General features: G+C 47.8%; 20 protein-coding genes. 17 read left to right on the plus strand and 3 right to left on the minus strand.

Going from position 1 to position 22,006, the window contains the following annotated elements:
* Window positions 1–33 precede the first annotated feature (33 nt).
* Window positions 34–2,178 carry a glycoside hydrolase family 88/105 protein gene (locus C161_RS24865; protein WP_235193926.1) on the plus strand — a complete coding sequence of 715 codons (2,145 nt, stop codon included), beginning with the start codon at window positions 34–36 and terminating at the stop codon, window positions 2,176–2,178.
* Between the two features lie 188 nt (window positions 2,179–2,366).
* Here the strand turns inward: C161_RS24865 and C161_RS24870 are convergent, their stop codons facing one another.
* Window positions 2,367–3,242, minus strand: coding sequence for a DUF72 domain-containing protein (locus C161_RS24870; protein WP_036673493.1), 876 nt, complete (start codon window positions 3,240–3,242; stop codon window positions 2,367–2,369).
* 232 nt (window positions 3,243–3,474) lie between these two features.
* On the opposite strand from C161_RS24870, the gene C161_RS24875 reads away from it, so the two are divergent.
* The 5 genes from C161_RS24875 to C161_RS24895 all read left to right on the plus strand — a co-directional run bounded on the left by C161_RS24875 (window position 3,475) and on the right by C161_RS24895 (window position 7,574).
* A complete protein-coding gene (locus C161_RS24875; protein ID WP_036673495.1) occupies window positions 3,475–4,218 on the plus strand; it encodes a class I SAM-dependent methyltransferase in 744 nt (247 codons plus the stop codon).
* 27 nt (window positions 4,219–4,245) lie between these two features.
* Window positions 4,246–5,223, plus strand: a complete 978-nt coding sequence (locus tag C161_RS24880) for an MBL fold metallo-hydrolase (RefSeq protein WP_036673497.1) — start codon at window positions 4,246–4,248, stop codon at window positions 5,221–5,223.
* Window positions 5,224–5,427: 204 nt separating this feature from the next.
* Window positions 5,428–5,844, plus strand: a complete 417-nt coding sequence (locus C161_RS24885) for a hypothetical protein (RefSeq protein WP_036673499.1) — start codon at window positions 5,428–5,430, stop codon at window positions 5,842–5,844.
* On the plus strand, window positions 5,841–6,884 hold the full coding sequence (locus tag C161_RS31715) for an FAD:protein FMN transferase (protein WP_051449928.1): 1,044 nt from the start codon (window positions 5,841–5,843) through the stop codon (window positions 6,882–6,884). The genes C161_RS24885 and C161_RS31715 overlap by 4 nt, the downstream gene beginning before the upstream one ends.
* Window positions 6,885–6,920: 36 nt before the next feature.
* Window positions 6,921–7,574, plus strand: a complete 654-nt coding sequence (locus C161_RS24895; protein WP_051449929.1) for a ferric reductase-like transmembrane domain-containing protein — start codon at window positions 6,921–6,923, stop codon at window positions 7,572–7,574.
* A gap of 157 nt (window positions 7,575–7,731) precedes the next feature.
* On the opposite strand, the gene C161_RS24900 is transcribed toward C161_RS24895, so the two are convergent.
* Window positions 7,732–8,298, minus strand: coding sequence for a phosphatidylglycerophosphatase A family protein (locus C161_RS24900; RefSeq protein ID WP_036673507.1), 567 nt, complete (start codon window positions 8,296–8,298; stop codon window positions 7,732–7,734).
* A gap of 272 nt (window positions 8,299–8,570) precedes the next feature.
* Between C161_RS24900 and C161_RS24905 the strand changes: the two genes are divergently transcribed.
* The 9 genes from C161_RS24905 to C161_RS24945 all read left to right on the plus strand — a co-directional run bounded on the left by C161_RS24905 (window position 8,571) and on the right by C161_RS24945 (window position 18,991).
* Entirely contained in the window at window positions 8,571–9,626 is a 1,056-nt protein-coding gene (locus tag C161_RS24905) for a GerMN domain-containing protein (protein WP_036673510.1), read from the plus strand.
* A 338-nt stretch (window positions 9,627–9,964) separates the two neighbouring features.
* Complete coding sequence (rph, locus tag C161_RS24910) at window positions 9,965–10,720, plus strand: ribonuclease PH (protein ID WP_017692572.1); 756 nt, start codon at window positions 9,965–9,967, stop codon at window positions 10,718–10,720.
* A gap of 1 nt (window position 10,721) precedes the next feature.
* A complete protein-coding gene (locus C161_RS24915; protein WP_017692573.1) occupies window positions 10,722–11,345 on the plus strand; it encodes an XTP/dITP diphosphatase in 624 nt (207 codons plus the stop codon).
* A gap of 350 nt (window positions 11,346–11,695) precedes the next feature.
* Complete coding sequence (locus C161_RS24920) at window positions 11,696–12,538, plus strand: STM4015 family protein (protein ID WP_036673512.1); 843 nt, start codon at window positions 11,696–11,698, stop codon at window positions 12,536–12,538.
* A gap of 3 nt (window positions 12,539–12,541) precedes the next feature.
* Window positions 12,542–13,810 carry an STM4014 family protein gene (locus C161_RS24925; RefSeq protein ID WP_235193927.1) on the plus strand — a complete coding sequence of 423 codons (1,269 nt, stop codon included), beginning with the start codon at window positions 12,542–12,544 and terminating at the stop codon, window positions 13,808–13,810.
* Window positions 13,803–14,588: an STM4013/SEN3800 family hydrolase gene (locus tag C161_RS24930; RefSeq protein ID WP_036673514.1), complete on the plus strand. Its 786-nt coding sequence runs from the start codon at window positions 13,803–13,805 to the stop codon at window positions 14,586–14,588. The genes C161_RS24925 and C161_RS24930 overlap by 8 nt, the downstream gene beginning before the upstream one ends.
* A gap of 47 nt (window positions 14,589–14,635) precedes the next feature.
* Window positions 14,636–16,024 (plus strand): STM4012 family radical SAM protein, encoded by a 1,389-nt coding sequence (locus tag C161_RS24935; RefSeq protein WP_036673517.1) that lies wholly within the window; start codon window positions 14,636–14,638, stop codon window positions 16,022–16,024.
* Window positions 16,021–16,881 carry an STM4011 family radical SAM protein gene (locus C161_RS24940; protein ID WP_036673519.1) on the plus strand — a complete coding sequence of 287 codons (861 nt, stop codon included), beginning with the start codon at window positions 16,021–16,023 and terminating at the stop codon, window positions 16,879–16,881. Before C161_RS24935 ends, C161_RS24940 begins: the two co-directional genes overlap by 4 nt.
* Window positions 16,882–17,293: 412 nt before the next feature.
* A complete protein-coding gene (locus C161_RS24945) occupies window positions 17,294–18,991 on the plus strand; it encodes a methyl-accepting chemotaxis protein (RefSeq protein WP_036673520.1) in 1,698 nt (565 codons plus the stop codon).
* Window positions 18,992–19,138: 147 nt separating this feature from the next.
* Here C161_RS24945 and asnB read toward each other — a convergent pair whose 3' ends face one another.
* Window positions 19,139–20,983 carry an asparagine synthase (glutamine-hydrolyzing) gene (asnB, locus tag C161_RS24950; RefSeq protein WP_036673522.1) on the minus strand — a complete coding sequence of 615 codons (1,845 nt, stop codon included), beginning with the start codon at window positions 20,981–20,983 and terminating at the stop codon, window positions 19,139–19,141.
* A 192-nt stretch (window positions 20,984–21,175) separates the two neighbouring features.
* On the opposite strand from asnB, the gene C161_RS24955 reads away from it, so the two are divergent.
* Window positions 21,176–21,475, plus strand: coding sequence for a hypothetical protein (locus tag C161_RS24955; RefSeq protein WP_017692581.1), 300 nt, complete (start codon window positions 21,176–21,178; stop codon window positions 21,473–21,475).
* Window positions 21,476–21,506: 31 nt separating this feature from the next.
* Entirely contained in the window at window positions 21,507–21,863 is a 357-nt protein-coding gene (locus C161_RS24960) for a hypothetical protein (RefSeq protein WP_036605881.1), read from the plus strand.
* Window positions 21,864–22,006: the final 143 nt, after the last annotated feature.

Below are 22,006 nucleotides of genomic sequence, written 5' to 3' on the forward strand. Positions count from 1 at the left end.
GTATACGATTCAATTCCGGATATATTAACTACGGTGGCTCAGCGTTATATTGGCGATCATCCGAAACATTCCTTTTTGTTCAAAGCTTATCATCAGGGAGGTTTTCGCAGGCTAGGGGACTATCGTTACAACCTGAATCTGAATGAGAAATGCGTTGGGGCGCATGCAGGGCAGTACGTGTATGTATGGGGCAAGTTATGGAGCGAGCAGAATACAACGTTAAATACGGGCTTGAACTGTTATAGTCCGGTGACGATTTCCGTGAACGGTGAAGAGGTATTCAAGTCTGAGCTGTTGCAGGAATTATTTCCCGAGCGAAGAACCCAGATTCCGATTTCCGTGAACTATGGCTGGAATGATGTATTGCTGTGTTTTGTCAAAACAGAAGTGGGATTCGGCGGTATCTACGGAACAGCCTCGTTCAAAAATTTCCCGCTGCACTTCCTCACTCCTGGGGCAGATCGTCAGGGTCAGGAGGGCTGGTTATATTCGGAACCCGTCGATGAACCTGTATTATCACTTCCTTGTGACGGCATGACAGAAGAAGAAACGGGTCTTACCTGGTATCCGCGCAGGGGCTGGACAGATGAGGAGCAGAGCATGGGTTCTTTTGCCCGCATCTTTGGTACAGAAAAGCCTGCTGTTGCCTACGCCTGGTCCAGATTGGATGTAACTTTGCCAGGAACATCACCAGTTATTTTAAAAGGTCGTCATGATGGAGCTTTGACCCTGTATGTGGATGGCACGGAAGTATACTCTGCTGGAAGCAGCGGTAATTTCCGCGTTGAACTTCCTCGCCGTTACGGTACATCCGATCTGGTGGCGAAAGGTGAAATTCAGGCAGTCGGCGGCTCATGGGGATTCACGTTGGAATATGCCGAGCGTTCGGATTCCAAAGGCTGGAGACTGAAATCGCCTCATCCGGTTGCGGGATGTTCTAACCCCTGGCTGTACACGGGTGTGTTTGCTCCCGGTGCTGAACCATCGCATGCCGACATCGTGCGAACCGATACCGTATTTGATGATGGCGCACAAGGTGTGTATTGGCGGGTAGATCTTCCCGACACCCATGTCCGTCCTTACCTGGAGAATACACATTACGGAAAGTGGAATTATCCGCTTGGCGTTACCCTGCTTGGACTGCTACAGACGGGACAGGAATTGGGACGGGATGATTACATTCAGTATGTGCGGCAACATATTGAACTGAGCACTTCATTTGACCGCTATGGTCTGTGGGATCGGGAAGGCTACGGTGCGGCAGGGATTAATAATCAGCTGTCTGCCATCGACAGTCTGGATGATTGCGGTTCGTTTGGATCTACACTGCTCGCTGCGATGGAGTTGGGCGATATTCGTGGGGGAAGAGATACTGCGGATCGGATTGCGGGCTACATTACGGATGAGCAGGAACGTTTGGAGGATGGTGCCTTTTACCGGGTTCGCGGCAGTGGAGAGATGCGTCAGGAGACGATGTGGTGTGATGACTTGTACATGAGTACACCTTTTCTGATGCGTTATGGTCAGTTGACAGGAGATGCGACGTATTGGGATGATGCGGTCAATCAGTTCCTGATGTTCCGTAAATACCTCTACCTTCCCGAACAACAGATCATGTCCCATGTGTATGATTTTGTGCGTGGTCGGGCTACAGGTATTCCGTGGGGACGCGGGAACGGCTGGGTGCTCTTTTCATTAACCGAATTGTTATCCATCCTGCCACATGATCATGTGAAACGGTCGGAACTATTACAGTTCTATCGTGATTTAAGTGAAGGTTATTTGGCGCTGCAAGGGGAAAATGGACTATGGCATCAGGTGCTGAACCGCCCGGATTCGTATGAAGAAACCTCCTGCACGTCCATGTTCATCTACGCTTATGCCCGTGGTATTCGGGAAGGCTGGCTGGAACAGCCAGAGCCCTATCTGGAGGCAGTGCGCAAAGGATGGGAAGGTATGACACGTTTGTCGATTGACTATAAAGGCAATATATACGGGGTATGCCGCGGTTCCGGGTACTCGTTTACCGCCTTGTATTATCGCGATGATCTGGGATGGAATCTGAACGATACCCATGGGATCGGCATTGTGCTGTTGGCTGGCATTGAAGCGCATAAAATGAACCAGCAGCTCCGTGAGGCGCATATCGATTCTTCGGTTACAGCCACGCAGCGCTGATGTTTGACGCAACTGAACGGATATTTGTGGATAGCCTTCTATAGGTAGATTACCAGCTAAAGAAAGCGGCAAAGCCCTCGGGCTTGCCGCTTTTAGTTTGTTTCCAATTTCGAATCCGATCTGCATGATAGCAATAACACTCACGTATCTTCACCCTATAATGTGAGTAACTCCGTCTTTTACACGAGTCAAAATAATTCCAGTTGCTCTGGTCCTTCTTCCTTCTCCGGTTCAGTACGGTCAGGGAAAGGTTTCACCGGCTGATCCAGCAGGTCCATCATCATCTGGGCATTCGCCGCTGCATCTCCACCGGAGTTGTTATTGAAAATAACATAGACATCCTTGCTCTGCTCCTGCAATTGCTCCAGATATCCTTTCCACTCCAACAATTCTTCCTTGTTGTAACGGTATAAATAACGGGTCTCGCGCCAATTAGGCGCACCATTCTGATGCCACCCGGATACATTGCGTCCGTGCATGCGCACCAGCGTCATCTCGGAATCCGTCGCCTGTGGCACGATGGGGATAGAACCTAGACCTGCCTGAGGTTCGTCACAGACGCTGTGAATCCAGCCTTGCTCTTTCAGGAACGAAAGCGTGCGCTCTGGCATGTCACCTTCATACCAGCTACGATGACGGAATTCGAGGGCACACGGAATACCTTCCATTCTCAGTTTCACTTCACGAAGCTCTTTCACGTTGTCTTTATTGCACTCAAACCAAGGCGGATATTGAAACAAGGCTGCCTGCATCTTGCCGGCTTCAATGACCGGTTCCAGTGATTCCCGAAAAGCCTTATACATCTCCGACGTGCTGGTGAAGTATGGTTTGCCTCGCAGATGTCCGGTCATTCCCTGATAGGCTTTGATGATAAAAGCAAAGGATTCGGGCGTCTCTGCAACCCACCGTGCCATTCGATCCCGCGGCTGAACGGCGTAGAAAGAACTATCCACCTCCACGGTGGAGAAGTACTGTCCGTATAGACTGAGCTTGTCTTTGGCTTTGGTACGGTTTGGATAGAGATCTTCCTGATCCCCCCATCCGGTAAGTCCGATGTGAATCATAAGAACACCTCCTGTTGCTTTTTGAACAACCTCTTATAATTAACCGATTTACAGGCGTATGTCTAACATTATATCGTGTGCATTTTGGCTCTTCAATGTTGGAAAATCACTGGAATTTTTTGAGTTTGCAGAATAAAGACGTTACAATACATTAAAGCTAGGAGAAATGATCAGGCCTGTACATAGCTTACTACAGATAGAGAGCCAGTGACCAAGTGGAGGGCGAGAATGGATGACGGAATGGTATGAAAAGAGTTTTGGAGAAGATTATCTTCTCGTATACAAGCACCGGGATGTGCAGGGTGCCCATCAGGAAGTACATAAAATGATTAATTGGTTGAAGCTTGAGCCCAATTCTGAAGTATTGGATCTATGCTGCGGTATGGGACGGCACTCCATGGCACTTGCTGACGCAGGATTGCGAGTGACCGGAGTTGATCTGTCCGATGTGCTTCTACATGAAGCGCGCCTAATGGACACCGAACACCGAATATCGTGGTGTCATGCGGACATGCGTGAACTGCCGCTGAAAGGTGGCTTCGACGCTGTAGTTAATCTGTTCACATCGTTTGGTTATTTCCTGGAGGACGGAGAACAACTGAAAGTATTACGTGCCATTCATCGCATGCTTCGCCCGGGTGGCAGCTATATTATTGATTTTATGAATACGGCTTATGTGACTCGGCATCTGGTACCGCACTCCGTCCGAGAGGATGAAGGACAGCGAATTGAGGAGTTCCGCAAGATTGAGGATGGATTTGTGCAAAAGGAAATTCGTATTACGGATACTGCATCCGGACATGAACCGCGGGTATATCAGGAACGTGTGAAGTTGTACACACGGGAACAACTGAGTCAGATGTTAAGTGCCGCCGGACTCCGGGTAGATCAGGTACATGGCGGCTATGACGAAGAGAAATATGACGAGCAGACTTCTCCGCGCATGATTTTTGTTGGTCGTCGTCCTGTGGAGTGAACAGAGACAGTCTGGAAGGGGGATAACATGAAGCGCACAGAAGAGATGCCCATGACAGAGGGCATGCACCGGGTCAAGATCAGCATGTCGTTTCCCTTACGATGGGTGAACAGTTATGTGTTTTCAGAACCGGATGGGAAGATAACTATTATAGATCCGGGACCGCGTAATTCGGAAACAGAACAGGAGTGGAGTGAAGCGCTGGCAGATCTCGGCCTGACCTTTAGCGATATTCGTCAAATTGTACTCACCCACCATCACCCCGATCATCTTGGGTTGTCGGGTTGGATGCAACAGATGACGGGGGCACCCGTTCGAATGTCCACACGCTCCCGCCAAGAGGCCGATTATATGTGGGGACCTGATTCACGCATCAATACAATATTACCTGATTATTATGGTCGTCATGGTATGCCGGAAGACAAGACTGAGCAGATACATGAACATATGAAGGCATTTACTTCGCAGATCACACCACTTCCGAAGGTGACACCCATTGAAGATGGCGAGTGGCTTAATATGGGCGGGAAACGTTGGGTTGCTGTGGAGACGGGTGGACATGCCCCAGGCCATTTATCCTTTTATGCGCCGGAGTCCATGGAGATTCTGTGCGGAGATGCAGTTTTGCCACAGATTTCACCGAATATTAGTCTGCAACCCGGCAGTGACCCTCAGCCATTATTATCTTATATGGAAGGATTGCAACGTCTCGGGGAGCTGGATGTCAAGCAGGCGTATCCAGGGCATCGGAATCCTTTTGCCCAGTTCAACGAACGGACAGTTCAATTGCTGGCTCATCACGAGGAACGTCTTCAGAAGATGACGGAACGAATTCAGGAGTCACCGGCGAATGCTTATGACATCTGTGTGCACATGTTTGGCAATCGGCTGGGTACCCATCAACTGCGGTTTGCCATGAGTGAGACGTTAGCCCATTTGCAGGAGTTAATTCGACGCGAACTAGTGAAGCAAGAGCAGCAACCGGATGGCACGTTCTATTTTTAAATCTAAACGGAATGATGATATCGATATGAAATGATAATACGATCTTATATAGAGGCTCGGGACAGGAAATTCACCTGTTCTGGGCCTTTTTAGCCTCTCTTAACGGTTCATTCATCTATTTTTAAGCCAGCGCGCCTATGATACATCTATGAACTTCGCTAGGGCGTGTCTTAAGACACACCCTAAAGAAAGCAGGGAAGAGCGATGACCAGAAGAAAACGGAATCAATGGAGAAAATGGCAAGCTTCAGCGGCAGCAACGTTGACTGTGGCTGCACTTTTTCAATATGTAAGAACTTCGGATGCCTTTGATGTGGCCTATGCAGCAGCAAATGGCACAGATACAAGCGTTACTGCTTCAAGCCAAGTGGATACGCATGATGATGTGATGGATGAATGGATCAACAGTACAACGGACAGCAACAACTGGAACACGCAGGACAATGACAATAATGATAGTCAATATAATGGAACATCCGATAGCACACAAGCAGCTCGGCCAGATCAGAGCACGAGTAACGAGGGGAATTATTCAGATTCTCAGCGTATCGGGCAAAATAACCAGGGTACAGACTCCGGATACAGCAGTGGCAACTATCAGTCACGTACAGGTGCATCATGAGCCGCACGGAGCAAGTTGCTCGTCCGCTCCGATTTCAATTCCGTGCGATGAACACGGATGTTGAAGTGCAACTGTCAGCTGGGCGGGAAGAAGCTGAACATGCAGCAACCGTGGTGAAGAATTGGTTTGAGACGCAGGAGCAGCGCTTCAGCCGATTTGTTGCAGACAGTGAACTGAATCGTTTGAATGCTTCAACCGGATGGATGCCCATCTCCGCTTCGATGGATGAAGTTTTGAGTTTGGCCTATGGATATATTGGCCTGACCGAAGGGATTTTTCAACCGGGTATCTCGCAGGCTCTTCAGGCTTCGGGATATGATCTAAGCTTCGAGAAGGTGCAGCAACGACAATTGAAACGTCCATTAATTGAACGTGTATTGCGAACGAGAACACCTGAATCATCAGGCTGGATGGAAGATCGATATGATCACAGCCGTCCGAGCTGGATCCAGCGGGAAGGTAGCCGGATGGTTCATCTGGACCCCGGAGCTGAGTTGGACTTGGGAGGCATTGTTAAGGGCTGGGCAGTAGAGCGTATCGCAGACTGGTTGCAGCGAACATTGTATATTCCAGCGGGTTTGATTAACGCGGGTGGAGATATTCAAGTATGGGGTTCACCAGACCATTCCCAATGGACCTTGCAAGTAGCAGATCCTTTGCAGAATCAGGGTGCTATGTCGGGAGCGATCCGTTTACAGCGAGGAGCTGTTGCCACTTCGGGTATTTCCCGCAGACAATGGCAGAATACGGATGGAAGCTTTGCACACCACCTCATTGACCCCCGGACGATGGAGCCGGCAGATACGGACGTATTGCAGTGTACCGTTCTGGGACAGCATGCCTCGCAATGCGAGATCATTGCCAAGACGGTATGCATTCTGGGGAGTGCCGAGGCGGTGGGCTGGTTAAACCGACATTACGATCGGCATGACGTCCTGTGGATGACACGGGATGGGAGTAATTATTTTAGAGGGAATACGGATACGCTTGCTGAGCACTGGCCCGGTTTTGATCCGGATCATCGCTTCAGTCTATTATAAACGAGGACAAGTCTAACAGATATGGGGGAGCCGGTTATGGCACAATGGATTGTAGATTACCTGCCAACGTGGAATATCATTCGAATTAGTGGAATTGCTGCTTATGTGTTGCTCTTTGCCGGTGTGTTTCTGGGTATTGCGCAAGGGATGCCTATGGCCAAAGGCAAACCAAAAGCAGCCATGTTCAAATGGCATACCCGAACGACCTGGCTCGCCTTCGGATTTGGACTCGTGCACGCATTAACGTTATATATTGATCATTACAGCCCATTTACCTGGGGAGAACTTCTGATTCCTTTTACCGCCTCCGTACATCCGATCGGCAGTGGTCTGGGAACGTTAGCCTTCTACGGATTAGTGATTGTCCTGTTATCCAGTGATCTGCGGAACAAGCTGGGCCGTAAATGGTGGTTCATGTTCCACATGTTGTCCTATCCGGTGTTCATTGGTCTGCTGGTTCACGGCATGGTTACCGGAACGGATTCTGGCAACATCATCATGCGGATGATATATGTATTTACCGGACTCAGCATTCTCGGTATCACCGTGCTACGTGGCATGTTGCGAGAGCGTAAAGGCCCGGAAATCACGATTGGACCGAAACGTGCAACATCTGGTTCACCTTCCGAGCAGAATTGGGTTGAAGGTTTTGGTTTGGTGGGAACGGTACGACCTAAACATCTGAAATAATAACATGTTGATGATCGAAAAGTATCTTACACATGCAAAAAAGCGGCCATCTGGCCGCTTTTTCCATAAATAGTTATTTCCTCAAACAATTCTTTCACGAAGCACCCATACACAGTCCAATGTTCCACATGGCTTCATTTATGAAACGATTTACGCATTATACGGCGTCATCACTAACAGGTTTTTCTCCCAGTGCTTCTTCAAGCTCGGATTGTTTGCGATGGGCGATCCGACTGCTCGCTGCTGATGCAATCGCACCGACAATATCATCGAAGAACGTGTGGACAGGGCCCAGGCTCTTGTCATTCAGTCGTTCAAGCACCCCTGGTTTCAGCTTGTCCACATAACCATAATTCGTAAATCCAATACTGCCATATACATTGACGATGGAGAATGCCAAAATCTCATCCACGCCATACAATCCTTCATCGTTCTCAATCATCTCCTGCAAAGGAGATATGAGTTGCCCCTGTTCTGCCAGAATATCAAGCTGAATTCCGGTCAGAACAGCATTCTGTACCTCACGTTTACGGAGAACCATCTCCACATTTTCGATACATTCTTTCATCGTAAGACCTGGATAATATTTTTGTTGCAATAACATGACCAGCTCTGCGATCTCAGGGATCGTGACGCCCCGCTTATGCAGCCATTCCCTTGTGGCCTCCGCCACCTTGCGGCTATTCAGGCTGTAAGGGATTTTTTCTTGCTCAGGATGTTCCATGGGCGATTCCTCCTCTGAAGTTAGCAATGTCCCTACTCTTGCTTCCTAATACGTTATTAACCTGGTTTACGTTTCTTTAAGATAATAAAATTATAAGTTTCAGTGAAGTGGAACAATTCGATTACCACATGGAAAATTTCAGTTAAACACGGTCTGTCTTCCGTGAAAGTGCGTTGATAGACATTTTTCTTATTATCTTTTAGTTATTTTTTGGACAAAGGCTCGTATACATGGTAGTACAAACTGTAAAAATGATGAGGGGGAACGTGATCATGAGAAAGATCCATTCTTTGCGTACGGTATCGGCAGCAGCGCTGCTGAGTATTCCTATGGTATTGTCAGGCTGCGGCATGTTTGGAGCACAGTCTTCCGAAGCTGTTGATCCACCACCGCCCATCCAGGAAGCAGCTATGATTCAAGCGGCCGAAGGGAATGGAGCACTCGCAATGCTCCCGTTAACGACGGTATATCTGCAAGACCAGCAGGGGCTGCTCGCTCCAGTATCCCTGACACTTCCTTCTGGAACAGACGCAAGCAGTCCAAAGACAGCTCTGGATACACTTGTCACAGGCGGGGCCTATGCGGGTATGCTGCCTGAAGGATTCCAGGGCGTTCTCCCGCAGGGAACGGTTGTGCAGAATGTAACGATTCACACGGATGACAAGCTGGCGGTTGTTGAGTTCTCGGGTAATTTTGCCAAGTATGATGCAAAGGAAGAACGGAAAATGCTAGAAGCTGTCACGTGGACATTGACGGGAACACCTGATGTGGAGAATGTGCAGATCTGGGTGGATGGCAAAAAGTTAACACAAATGCCTGTGAACAGCACGCCGTTGCCTGAACCGCTGAATCGGGCTGTGGGAATCAATCTGGATCTGGGTGATACGTTTGTGACCAACAGCAGCCCGGTAACGGTCTATTTCTCCGCTGCTTCGCCAGCGGGCATCCAATATTATGTTCCAGTGACACGTCTGGTTACACCTGGTGAAGATCGGGTGCAGGCAGCATTGAACGAACTGATCAAAGGACCTGACAAAGATGGAGAACTGGAAGAGGTCATGACAGGCGGAACGGAGCTGCAATCGGTCAAAACGGCAGAGGATGGCACGGTCACGGTTGCCTTGAAAGATGATATGTTTGCCGAAGGGGATATCGTGCCAAGCGAGCTGTTACAATCTGTCGTATTAACCACTGCGGAGAACACAGCCAGCAAGGATGCCAAAGTACAGATCGAGTGGAACGGCCAAAAAACGGTCATGGGTGACGACAACAGGGATTACAGTGCGCCGGTTTCCAAGCCTGAATATATCAACGAAATTCCGATTTAATGAACGGAGAATGCTTAAGGATGCTTTTAACCGAACTCTTTGGTAAAATATAAGGGATTCGTAAAAATACGTGTTCAAAAAGATCGGTTTTCAGTACCGAGAAGATGGGATGAAGCTAGAAATGGAGTAGCGGAGCGTAGGCAAACTACGTGAGCAACTACAATGTTTCCGAAGGAAACATACTTCGTAAGCTTATGCTTATTCGGCTGAATTCCATATTCGATGCTGATGATGCCTTAAGGCATTTTTCGTAATCAAAAGCGAGCTTTTTGAACAATCTCTAAAAGTGTGAATAAGTTCAACATTACAGGATGCTTAAGTCGTAGGAGGCAGAAAATATGAGATCAAACGGACGAACCAGCGAACAGCTGCGCCCGCTGAATTTAACAGTGAACACGAATAAATACGCCGAGGGCTCTGTACTGATTGAAGTTGGAGATACAAAGGTGATCTGTACAGCTACAGTAGAGGAACGTGTACCTCCCTTTATGAAAGGGCAGGGTAAAGGCTGGGTAACAGCTGAATATTCCATGTTGCCACGTGCAACACATACCCGGAACCAACGTGAAGCCAATCGTGGCAAATTAACTGGACGCACCATGGAAATCCAGCGTCTGATTGGTCGGGCACTGCGCTCGGTAGTTAATCTGCAGGCTCTTGGTGAGCGTACGATTACCTTGGACTGTGATGTTATTCAAGCTGACGGAGGCACACGCACAACGTCCATAACCGGTGCGTTTGTAGCGCTGGCGCTTGCCGTGAACAAGATCTCCCAACAGCACAAACTGCAAGTGTTCCCGATTACGGATTTCATTGCCGCAGTAAGTGTGGGTGTTGTGGGTGAACAGCCTGTACTGGATCTGAACTATGATGAAGATTCCAAAGCCAAGGTAGACATGAATCTGGTGATGACAGGTGGCGGTAAATACGTCGAGCTTCAGGGAACAGGTGAGGAAGCACCATTTGATCGCCGTGAGCTGAACGCCATGTTGGAACTGGGCGAACAGGGAATTCTGGAAATGATCGAGCGTCAAAAAGAAGTGCTTGGACCGATTGCGCTCAAGATCGGCGCGCGTGGATTAGGGGAAGCCTAAGATGAGTTTGGACAGCCCAATCCTCATTGTTGCAACCCGCAATGCGGGTAAAGTCCGTGAATTCGCTCATGCTTTCGCACCGCTTGGCAAAGAGGTTAAGAGCATGTTTGACTATCCGGAGCTGCCGGATGTCGTAGAAGATGGCGTAACGTTTGCGGAGAATGCCTGGAAGAAAGCCAAAGCGGTTGGTGATGCGCTTGGTTTGCCCGTTCTGGCAGATGATTCAGGTTTATGTGTAGACCTGTTGGATGGTGAGCCGGGAGTATATTCAGCGAGATATGCAGGCGAAGGAGCAACGGATGCACAGAATAATGCGAAGTTGCTGGAGACGCTGGAATCGTTGAAATCCGGTGAGGACACCGAGCAGCCGCTACTAAGTCCGGCTCGTTTCGTTTGTGCGCTGGTCCTGTACGATCCGACAACAGGTGATAAGTATGAATCAGAAGGCACTGCGGAAGGCTGGATTACGGCTCAAGCTGCAGGTGCTGGCGGTTTTGGATATGACCCACTCTTCTATGTACCTGAATACGAGATGACGATGGCAGAGCTGACGCTTGAGCAAAAGCAAGCGATTAGTCACCGTGGTCATGCGCTGAGAGCGCTTGTATCCAGACTTGAAGGCTAAGACTAAATGAAACATCTTGATTTAACTTCATGATATGTGAACATCAAAGCGTTAATGGAAGGACGGAAGCATTCCGATGGGATGCTTCATCCGCCATTAACGCTTTTTCTATGAAATGAAGTATTTGATCGGGTTTGGTGAAGGTCCATCCATATACCTAATTGAAGATAGCTATTTCTGCGACTACACATTAGAACGTGTGTTCTTATACCTACATGAGAAATGGTTTACATTGCACGATTGGGAATCTCATTGGGACTGGAGTTGGAAGAAGTTGCAAGCCTTGTGTGGTATGGGTTAACATTCAAACTAACGAATCACATATGAACCTTAAACGGAGGGATCTACTCATGCAAGAAGTGAAGCTTGTTGTATCTTACGATGATTATGAGGACGGCATTCGTATGGAAAAATTAATTAAGGAACTGGCAGCTAAACCGGAGGCTAGCTCATTGGAAAGTCTGGTCATCGGAGATTGGGGACAGGCTTATGAAAATTCGCCTGACGAGTTCATAGGTACACTTGTCGAGTCTGCTCCAAGCTTTCCGTCATTGAAGAAACTGTTTATTGGAGATATGGGATTCGAAGAATGTGAAGTATCGTGGATTATCCAGACAAATCTCACACCACTGTTAGGTGCCTTTCCAGAATTAAAATCATTTTCTGTAATGGGCAGTAGCGGCCTCAGTCTGGAACCACTCCAGCATGCCAAGCTTGAAGAATTGATTATTATTTGTGGTGGTCTCCCGAAAGAAGTGTTATCTTCAATCACCCATGCCAAGTTGCCTGAATTGCGTAAACTGGAACTGTACCTGGGTGTGGATAATTATGGTTTCAATGGATCACTTGAAGATGTACTCCCTTTGTTAGAAAAAGGATTATTTCCAAGGCTGGTTTACTTGGGTCTGAAAGACAGTGAAATTCAGGATGAGATTGCCAAAGCAGCAGCTGATGCGCCTATTCTGGATCAACTTGAAGTACTGGATCTATCGCAAGGAACGTTGTCCGATGAAGGGGCTGAAGCGTTACTTGCCAGTGACAAAATAAAGAAACTGAAACATCTTGATCTAAGTTACCATTACATGACCAATGAAATGATCAGTCGCTGGAACCGATCGGGTATATCTGTAGATGTTAGCGACCAGCAACAGAGTGATGAGGATGACTGGCGCTATCCATCGTTAACGGAATAGTCGATGTCAGGCGTAAAGGAAATGAATGAAAGCCTGCACCAGCCAATAGATGTACCTGATCTAACGCAAGATCAGCCCTTTTTATTGATCGGAAACCCTGATAACCGACGAACGCAAGGGCTGCAAGAGGCTAGGCATAGATTGGGTTTGAAACCTGCGGTTGTACTGCCATATGCTCAATTGCTGCAGAATTGGAGACACGGACGAACCATCGCTGATACAGTAGATTTCAATCTGCCTGTACCCCTGATTCGGATTGATGCTCCTGGTGAGGATTGGGACGTGGAGCGTGAACTACTGTTCCTTGGAGCTATGAATGATTCGTCAACATTAACGGCTGGGATGGGTACAGAAGCATTTTCCGCAGAACAGGCACTTGCGCTGGAACAGGAGTGGGGAAGAATCTACGCTCCCGCCCAGTGGTTTCGTGGCTGGAAAGCATGTTTGGATCGAATCGGCCGTGAGTCTCGGGAGATATGGTCTGAAGTCCGATTCATGAATGATCCCGCCGATATCCAATTGATGTTTGACAAGAGAACTTGTCAGCAACATCTATCTTCACATGGAGTTGATGTACCTCCGGCGCTGCAATTTTCGCAGCCAATCCGCGATTATATGGACCTGCGTAGCTCAATGAAGTCTGCCGAGATGCATCGTGTGTTTGTGAAGCTTGCGTACGGCTCCGGGGCTTCAGGAGTTGTTGCCTATCAAGTCAATCCCCGAACGGGTGATGAAATTGCTGTAACAACGATGGGAATGGAACAGTCGCGGGGCAAGACGATTTTCTTCAATGAAGGACGTCTACGCAAGTATACCCGCAGTGAAGAGATTGCTACGCTGATGAACTGGTTATGTGTAGAAGGTGCACAGATTGAACGATGGATGCCCAAAGCCACGCTTGATCAGCGGGCCTATGATATTCGCCAACTGGTTGCAGGTGGACAGGCAGGTCATGCGATTATGCGGTTGAGCCATACGCCAATTACCAATCTGCATCTGCGTAATGAACGTATGCTGCCTGCTGAAGCAGGCCTGGATGAACAGCGGATGTCGCTGATACGGTCGGCAGCGCAAGCAGCCATGTCTGCATTTCCCAACTCGTGGTCAGCCGGGATTGATGTGCTGCTTACTAGTGGTTCGAATCTGCGTGCCTATGTGCTGGATGTGAATCCATTTGGAGATCTGTTATACAGGGTTGAGCATCATGGCCTCGGAACCTATGAGTGGGAAATGGAACTTTTACGAAAGGAGGAGCCTATTCAACATGCCTGATATGAACACCATTGTGGGCTCCCATGATCTGTTAATGATTACGCTGGATACGTTACGCTATGACGTAGCCAAGCTGGAAGAGGAGAATTGTCCTAATCTGTGTGGTTCGGGTCCGTGGGAGAAGCGTCATACCCCAGGCAGTTTTACATATGCGGCACACCATGCTTTTTTTGGTGGTTTTATGCCGACTCCTGCCAATACAGATAAGGCATCTCATGTAAGGCTATTTCATTCCCGGAATACCGGACTCAAAACACATCCGCACACTTGGCTGTTTGATACACCGGATATCGTATCCGGGTTCGCAGCTGAAGGTTACCGTACCATCTGTATTGGCGGCGTCATCTTTTTTACGAAAAAAAATCCGCTTGCAAAAGTATTGCCCGGTTATTTCCAACAGAGCTACTGGAGAATGAACTTTGGGGTAACCAACCCCAAATCAACAGAGCATCAGGTACAGCATGCATTAAAGTTGCTTGAACAGACAGCGCCGGATGAAAAGATATTTATGTTTTTGAACGTGTCTGCCATTCATGGACCCAATCGTTACTTTGTAGAAGGAGCGAAGGAGGATTCGGTGGAGACTCAGAGAGCTGCACTTCGATATGTAGATGAGGCTCTTGGACCATTGTTCGAGGCGGTGCGAAAACGCGCCCGGCCTGCGTATTGCCTAGCTTTTTCCGATCATGGTACAGCTTACGGTGAAGACGGGTATCAAGGACACCGGCTTGCACATGATGTCGTCTGGACGGTGCCTTACCGTGAATTTTTAGTATAGAATGTATTGATCTTATGAGGACAACAACCGGAGACAGGAGGAAACCGATGGAGAAACATATACAACATACAACAACAGGCCATTCCACACAGTCCGGATCCAATATAGCTACAAGTCTCAGTGAAGTACTGGCATTCCCTTATCGTTCTTACTTATACTCGTACCCACACAAGACAGCCTATCGGGAGCTTGACCCACCACTGCCGTTAGGGCCACTGTGGGAACGAGAAAATACCGATACGTATTTTTTATATATGCATATTCCCTTTTGTGCTGCTCGTTGCGGATTCTGTAATCTGTTCACACTGCCGGATCGACGGGATGATACGCATGAACGCTATGTAGATGCGCTGGAACGTCAGGCGAAGCAGTGGGCACCTATTACATCTCGAAGACCGTATTCGCGGTTCGCGATTGGTGGGGGAACGCCTACATTATTAAATGAGGTTCAGTTGAATCGTCTGTTTGATATTGCTGAACATGTGATGGGGCTGGACCCTGCGCAAGCATCGATTTCGGTGGAAACGTCGCCGGATACCGTTACGGAAGCCAAGCTGGCCATCATGAAGGAACGAAGTGTGGATCGTGTCAGTATGGGCATCCAGAGTTTTATTGAAGCTGAAGCATCTGCCATCTATCGTCCACAAAAACCGCAGGAAGTTGAACGAGCGCTTGAGAAGCTTACTCGGTATGATTTCCCATTGTTAAATCTGGATCTGATCTATGGTTTGCCGGGTCAAACGGTGGAATCGTGGATATATTCACTGGAAAGAGTTCTGGCCTACGAACCGGGCGAAATCTTTATCTATCCCTTGTATACACGGGAAAATACAATCGTGAAACCTGATGATATTCGACGTCAGGGACCTGATATTCGGATGGAACTGTATAAAGCTGCACGTGAGACTTTAAAAAGTAAAGGTTATGTGCAATATTCCATGCGCAGATTTGCCAAAGAACAGTCGTCCTCGAAAGCACTTCTGCCATACAGCTGTCAGGAGGAAGGCATGGTTGGTCTGGGGTGTGGCGCACGCTCTTATACGAGTGAAGTACACTATGCTTCCAAGTATGGCGTGAGTTACAAGGCCACACAGAGCATCATTGCCGATTATGTGGCAACCGAGCGCTACGATGTGGCGGATTATGGCATCGTGTTAAGCCGTGAGGAACAGAGACGTCGCTTTATTCTGAAAGCCTTGCTGCATCGGGAGGGATTGACGTTGTCTGACTACCAACAACGCTTTGGTACCGATGTGATGTCCGACTATGTCTGGTTGGCTGAACTGTTGACAGAGGGCATGGCGGAGTTGGAGAGTGATGAGGACAAGCAGGTGCTGCGTCTGACAGAAGAAGGACTGGGTTACTCCGATGCGATTGGAGATTGGCTTATATCTGCCGAAATTCGTGAACAGATGGAAGGGTTTGTTTTCTCATGAGAGCGACTTTGTATTATCGGGGGAAGTTGTCTTCCTGTAATTACGACTGTCCATACTGCCCTTTTAGCAAAACCGTGGATTCCAAAGAGACGTTGGAAGTGGATGAACAACAATTGCGTCAATTTGTGAATTGGGTCAGGGAGCAAGAGAGTGCTGGGCATCAATTTTCGATTTTCTTCAATCCCTATGGTGAAGCTTTGGTGCGTCGGTGGTACCGGGAAGCGATGGTTGAGCTGTCACATATGCCACATGTGGATAAGGTTGCAATTCAAACCAACCTGTCCGTCAAACTGGATTGGACGAGGGAGTTGGATGCGAATAAAGCGGCCTTTTGGGCGACGTATCATCCTCGTGAGACAAAAGAGGCTTCTTTTGTTAAACAATGTCTGATCTTGCGTCAGATGGGACTTGCTTTTAGTGTCGGTACTGTCGGACTCCGTAGTGCTTTCCCCGCAATTGAGTCCATGAGACAGGCTTTGCCGGATGATGTGTATATGTGGGTTAATGCCTTCAAAGATCGGCCCAAGTATTACACGCCGGAAGAGATTCAGTTTTTACGTGGGCTTGATCCGCTTTTTGAAGGTAATCTGCAGGATTATGAGAGCTTGGGCAAACGATGTGCTGCCGGTTCGGAAGTATTTTATATACAGGGGTCCGGGCATGTGAAGAGATGTTACAAGGATCGACGAATCATTGGACATCTATATCGCGATGGTTTGCAGGCTTTGTCTGAGGATCGGCCCTGTCGCATGAAAAAATGTGGCTGTTACATCGGTTATATCCATATGGAGGATTCCCCGTTCAGGGAAACGTTTGGCAGCGGGCTGCTTGAACGTAATCCGGTATTGATTCGTTGACCGGCATTTTATATTTAGCTATTCCACTGGGGAGCTGGAATAGGTTTATCCGTTTCTAAACCACATATCAGCGTAACTTCAAACGCATCTTTTAGTATAGGCAGGATCAGACCTTTGGTTTGGACTTGCCTTCTGGAAGGTGTTTTTTTGTTTTAACGGACTAGAGTTAGTGTTTGTGTTCTTTATTAAAAGGGCCTTGACAATTTTGAAAAAATAATATTTTTAAGTTTATGATTCAAATTTTATATTTTATGGGTTAGTATGAATAGGAAAAAAGACCCTGTTACGAATAGTATTTGTACATATAATCGCGAATTATATTTTTAATTGGGTCTAAAGTCTCAATTTAATTGAAAGGAGGGTGGAGGTAGGAAGCATCATGCACGTTATCTGAACTTTCGGGGGAGTACACATGAAAAAAATCTCAATTAGCCGTAAATTACTTATGGGTTTCTCATCTGTGCTGTTATTATTGGTGGCTATAACGGTTATAACATATACGCAGTTTATAGCCGTTGAGAAAACGTATACAGAATTAATTAATGATAGAACAAGCAAACTATTACTCATTAAAAATATGTCGATTGATCTTAAATCACAGCAGATTGCTTTGAGAAATTATATTCTGGAAGACAGTGCGGAGAACGAACAGGCATTTAATAAAGCTTATGAAGATTACATAGCATTAAATGAAGATTTAAAATCATCAGTTTCAAGTTCAAAGATGAAAGATTACCTTTCACGATCGGATGAAGCGATGAGCCAATATTATGAACTTGCGCAGCAGATTATGACATTGACAAGACAGGGGAATAACAGTGAAATCTCAAGATTACTGAAGGATACAGCCCCAAGTCTGATCTCTGAATTTGAAGGCATTGTGGAAGGAATGGAAACGCATCAACAAGATGCCATGAACTCAGGCGTTGTGGAGGCTAATCTTCAGATTGTGCAGGTCCTTAGGTGGATTGCAATTATTGGAGTGGCTTCTCTTCTAATCGGGGCACTTGTGGCGTATGTCATTGGCAGAATGATATCCTTGCCTGTTGCTGCTATTGCCCAATCCGCGAGCCGGATTGCAGACGGAGATCTGACTGGTGAGCCTATTGTGGTCCGTAACAAGGATGAGATTGGTGATCTCGCCCAAGCCTTTAACATCATGTCTGCAAATTTGCGTACACTCATTCATCAGGTAGGAGACAGTGCAGAACGGGTAGCTGCCTCTTCAGAGGAGTTGACGGCAAGCACCGAACAGACAGCAACCGCCACAGAGCAAGTGGCCATCACAATGGGTGAGATTGCAACAGGTATGGATACACAGGTTCGAATGGCGAGTGATGGATTCCAGACGATGAATGAGTTAACGACAGGCTTTCAACAAGTTACGGAGAACACACTCCATATGTCTGAAGAAGCTACCAAAGTCTCCGTAAAAACAATATCGGGTAGCGAGTCAGTTCAGTCTGCGATAGGTCAAATGAATTCTATACAAGGGACGGTGTCGAATCTGTCGGTCGTGATCCAGGAACTGAGCAGACACTCTCAGGATATTGTGAAAATGGTGGACAGCATCTCGGAAATATCAGCACAGACGAATCTCCTATCCCTTAATGCTGCTATTGAGGCTGCACGAGCTGGCGAACAGGGAAGAGGGTTTCAGGTTGTTGCTACAGAGGTTCGGAAGCTGTCTGAGCAGTCTGCGCTTTCTGCTAATCAAATTGTTCCATTGGTGGCATCGATTGAGAAGGGAATGCGAAATGCTGCTGAATCTATGGTGGTTGTATCCGCAGAGGTTCAAGAGGGGATTACACTTGTTCACCAGGCGGGAGCCACATTTGATGAAATTCGTGAGGCGGTTGGGGGCGTAGCGGGGCAAACACAGGAAGTCTCTGCTTCAATTGAGCAAATGTCAACAGGGGTAGAACAGATTAATAGGTCTATGAAAACAATCATGGAAGTGACCGAAACGGGGGCCGCCGGAACAGAAGAAGTGAGTGCATCTTCTGAGGAGCAGTTGTCTGCGATGCAGGAGATTGCTTCCGCAGCCAATGATCTCTCCTTGATGGCAGAACAGTTGCAACAGACCGTCAGTCGTTTCAAAGTGCAATAAATTGAACTGAGTGGAATGTGGATGAAGAACGAGCGCATCCGTACAGAGATTTTTATAAAAAAGTAATAAAAGGGTGTCCAAACACAGTAGTTACTGTTTGGGCACCCTTAAATAATTCATCATGTTGAATCAATGCATAACATGATCTTAACGAATAGCGACTTTATATGTCCGCAACCAGGTATTGATCTGAGTCAGATATGCAAATAACTGTGGCCCAGACATTAACTGTCCGAACCAGGGAAGATTGGAAGCTGCATCTGGTGAAGACGCAAGATTGCGGATCTGAGTTTTGTCGATCAAAGGCAAAATCGGCGAAGTGGGATCATCCAGGATATCAAGTACCTGCTGTTTGACCGCGGCCAGATATTGCGGATTATGTGTTTTCGGATACGGACTCTTTTTGCGATATAACACATCGTCAGGCAGGACACCTTCGAGTGCTTTACGCAGAATACCTTTTTCCCGTCCGCCCGTTATTTTCATTTCCCAAGGGATGTTAAACACATACTGGATCAGACGATGGTCACAGTAAGGTACCCGCACTTCCAGTCCTGCCCCCATGCTCATCCGGTCTTTGCGATCCAGAAGTGTAGGCATGAAACGTGTAATATTCAGGTAGGACATCACCCGCATTTGTGCAGCTTTACCTGTTTCCCCATCCAACAGAGGCACTTCAGCCACTGCATCCGAATAGCGGTCTGCCAAATAATCGAGTGGCCGAATCCATTCCCGAATATCCGGGGATAACAACGCTGCTCGCATATCAGGTGCTACAGACCACGGAAACGTACCGGAGTTCAGCATATCTTCTCGATGGAACCAGGGGTAACCGCCAAACACTTCATCCGCTGCTTCGCCTGAAATGGCAACGGTGGCCCCTTTTTTGATTTCTTTACAGAACAAATAGAGCGAGGAGTCTACATCTGCCATACCTGGCAGATCCCTGACTAACATGGCCTGTGTCAGTGCATGAATCAGTTCTCCGTTCTCAATCTCAATCCAGTGATGGTCGGTCTTGAGTTCATCCACCATTCGCTTAATCCAGGGTCCATCTGCACCCGGCTGAAAGGAATGCGCCTGGAAATGCTTGGCGTTATCCACATAATCGACAGAATACGTACTGATTTGGCCTTGCCCGGTTCGCTTGTAATAATCAACGGCTAATGCAGACAAGGCGCTGGAGTCCAGTCCTCCTGATAAAAGAGAGCATACTGGAACATCCGAAGCCAACTGGCGCTCCAGTGTATCTTGCAAGAGAGAGCGTACCTCTGCTGCCGTCTCTTCCAGGTTATGTTCGTGGTTCTGGCTTTCCAGTTTCCAGTAGGCATAGGTTCGGATACCGTTTCGGTTATAGATCAGCGCGTGCGCAGGCTTGAGTTCGCTTAGTGAAGAGTATACGCCGTGTCCTGGTGTCCGTGCAGGCCCTACGATAAACACTTCGGCCAATCCTTCCGGGCCAACAGCGGCTTCCACATCAGGGTGAATAAGCAGAGCTTTGGGCTCTGAACCAAATACGAGAGTGTCTTTGTTATTACTGTAGAACAGAGGTTTCACGCCAAGGCGATCTCTTGCGATAAAAACCTGTTCGCGTCCCCCATCCCATATGGCAAAAGCAAAAATACCGTTAAACCGGTCAACACATGCCGGTCCCCACTCAATATAAGAGGCGAGCAACACTTCCGTATCACATTGCGTGCGGAACTGATGCCCCCGCTGGAGCAATTCCTTTTTCAACTCGGGTGCATTGTATAGTTCTCCGTTATACACGACGGTATAGGAGGTATCTCCCTGTAACGCATGCATGGGCTGTGCGCCGTTCTCGGGGTCCATTACACTAAGACGCCGATGTCCAAAGGCACAAGGATTGGATATCCATGTACCTGAAGCGTCGGGCCCCCGGTTCGACAAGCTATCCGTCATACGGACCAGCAGCTCTGATTCCTGGGTCAAATCCCGATTCCACTGTATGAAGCCGGTAATACCGCACATGGTTTGTTCATCCTTTCTTGGTCGAGTCATTCATCCGTATGGCTGCTTAGTTACTGGCAACCAGCAAATGTTGTCTTTTCGTCAGAGGTCGTAACAAATATATGCCGAAAGCAGGCATAAAATGTCTGTCCTCTTCGGAAACTAGTTCTAGGGACAACGGCCTCAACATGCCTGTGAAGGAGAGAACATGCAATGGACAGTATGAAGTATTATGTGTCTGTCATGGGCCGCTCCGTTATTCCGGATCCGTCGGTAACATCATATGAATGGATCATTCAGGCAACGCCGCAGGAAGCGGAGCAATTACTGGGACTGCTGAGCCTCATGCAGGAAAAGGAGGAAGAGGCCTTTCCTGGCATGGTATTCCCATGGCCAGATACACCGGAGGAGTCCGTAAACCGAGCTTATGAAACGGTATTACAACAGGTGTATCGAGAGATTTACCGATTGGGCACACCAGAGACACGATACCAGATTGAACAAAGTACATGATAAGCACAAAGGAAAAGGAGCGCGATGACGAATGTATGCCATTCAAGATGCCAAAATACGCAGATTAACCGAGGTGGATGGATTGTCTTGTGCAGAGGTTGAAGTGCAGCCTGGAAATGCCGGAGATCCATCGTTACTTGTATACGTGGCTTCAACACAGCCCGGAAATTCGCTGGAAGTTGTTCGGATTGTACGCAATCACTCCGATTCGGCGATCGACTGGTATAACAATAATATGCATACTGCGTTTGAAGAGGCGACAGATACCGCATTTGAGAACAGCGAAGGTATGACAGTAGAAGAAGATAAAGCTCGGTTTCAAAGTGAGTTGTTTTCCTTTGGTTTGCTTGGTCCAACACTTCAGCGTTATCTGATCGGGCAGGCTTAACAGGTAACGCTCCAGCAACACATGTGGCGATAGTGGGATAGAGTTCGATGTTGAGCTATATGTAGATGTGACCTGTTGCTGGTTGCTCTGACTGTATCTGTAACTGGAAAAACCCGCCGTTGTTGAACGGCGGGTTTTGTTAT

It is taken from the genome of Paenibacillus sp. FSL R5-192 (assembly GCF_000517845.1).
Classification (GTDB): domain Bacteria; phylum Bacillota; class Bacilli; order Paenibacillales; family Paenibacillaceae; genus Paenibacillus; species Paenibacillus amylolyticus.

Coding starts and splice junctions, on each gene's coding strand:
- C161_RS24915 (WP_017692573.1), top strand. CDS start 10,722: ATGAGTTTGGACAGCCCAATCCTCATTGTTGCAACCCGCAATGCGGGT.
- C161_RS24920 (WP_036673512.1), top strand. CDS start 11,696: ATGCAAGAAGTGAAGCTTGTTGTATCTTACGATGATTATGAGGACGGC.
- C161_RS24960 (WP_036605881.1), top strand. CDS start 21,507: ATGTATGCCATTCAAGATGCCAAAATACGCAGATTAACCGAGGTGGAT.
- C161_RS24930 (WP_036673514.1), top strand. CDS start 13,803: ATGCCTGATATGAACACCATTGTGGGCTCCCATGATCTGTTAATGATT.
- C161_RS24895 (WP_051449929.1), top strand. CDS start 6,921: ATGGCACAATGGATTGTAGATTACCTGCCAACGTGGAATATCATTCGA.
- C161_RS24870 (WP_036673493.1), bottom strand. CDS start 3,242: ATGATTCACATCGGACTTACCGGATGGGGGGATCAGGAAGATCTCTAT.
- asnB (WP_036673522.1), bottom strand. CDS start 20,983: ATGTGCGGTATTACCGGCTTCATACAGTGGAATCGGGATTTGACCCAG.
- C161_RS24885 (WP_036673499.1), top strand. CDS start 5,428: ATGACCAGAAGAAAACGGAATCAATGGAGAAAATGGCAAGCTTCAGCG.
- C161_RS24940 (WP_036673519.1), top strand. CDS start 16,021: ATGAGAGCGACTTTGTATTATCGGGGGAAGTTGTCTTCCTGTAATTAC.
- C161_RS24905 (WP_036673510.1), top strand. CDS start 8,571: ATGAGAAAGATCCATTCTTTGCGTACGGTATCGGCAGCAGCGCTGCTG.
- rph (WP_017692572.1), top strand. CDS start 9,965: ATGAGATCAAACGGACGAACCAGCGAACAGCTGCGCCCGCTGAATTTA.
- C161_RS24955 (WP_017692581.1), top strand. CDS start 21,176: ATGGACAGTATGAAGTATTATGTGTCTGTCATGGGCCGCTCCGTTATT.
- C161_RS31715 (WP_051449928.1), top strand. CDS start 5,841: ATGAGCCGCACGGAGCAAGTTGCTCGTCCGCTCCGATTTCAATTCCGT.
- C161_RS24935 (WP_036673517.1), top strand. CDS start 14,636: ATGGAGAAACATATACAACATACAACAACAGGCCATTCCACACAGTCC.
- C161_RS24925 (WP_235193927.1), top strand. CDS start 12,542: ATGTCAGGCGTAAAGGAAATGAATGAAAGCCTGCACCAGCCAATAGAT.
- C161_RS24880 (WP_036673497.1), top strand. CDS start 4,246: ATGAAGCGCACAGAAGAGATGCCCATGACAGAGGGCATGCACCGGGTC.
- C161_RS24900 (WP_036673507.1), bottom strand. CDS start 8,298: ATGGAACATCCTGAGCAAGAAAAAATCCCTTACAGCCTGAATAGCCGC.
- C161_RS24875 (WP_036673495.1), top strand. CDS start 3,475: ATGACGGAATGGTATGAAAAGAGTTTTGGAGAAGATTATCTTCTCGTA.
- C161_RS24945 (WP_036673520.1), top strand. CDS start 17,294: ATGAAAAAAATCTCAATTAGCCGTAAATTACTTATGGGTTTCTCATCT.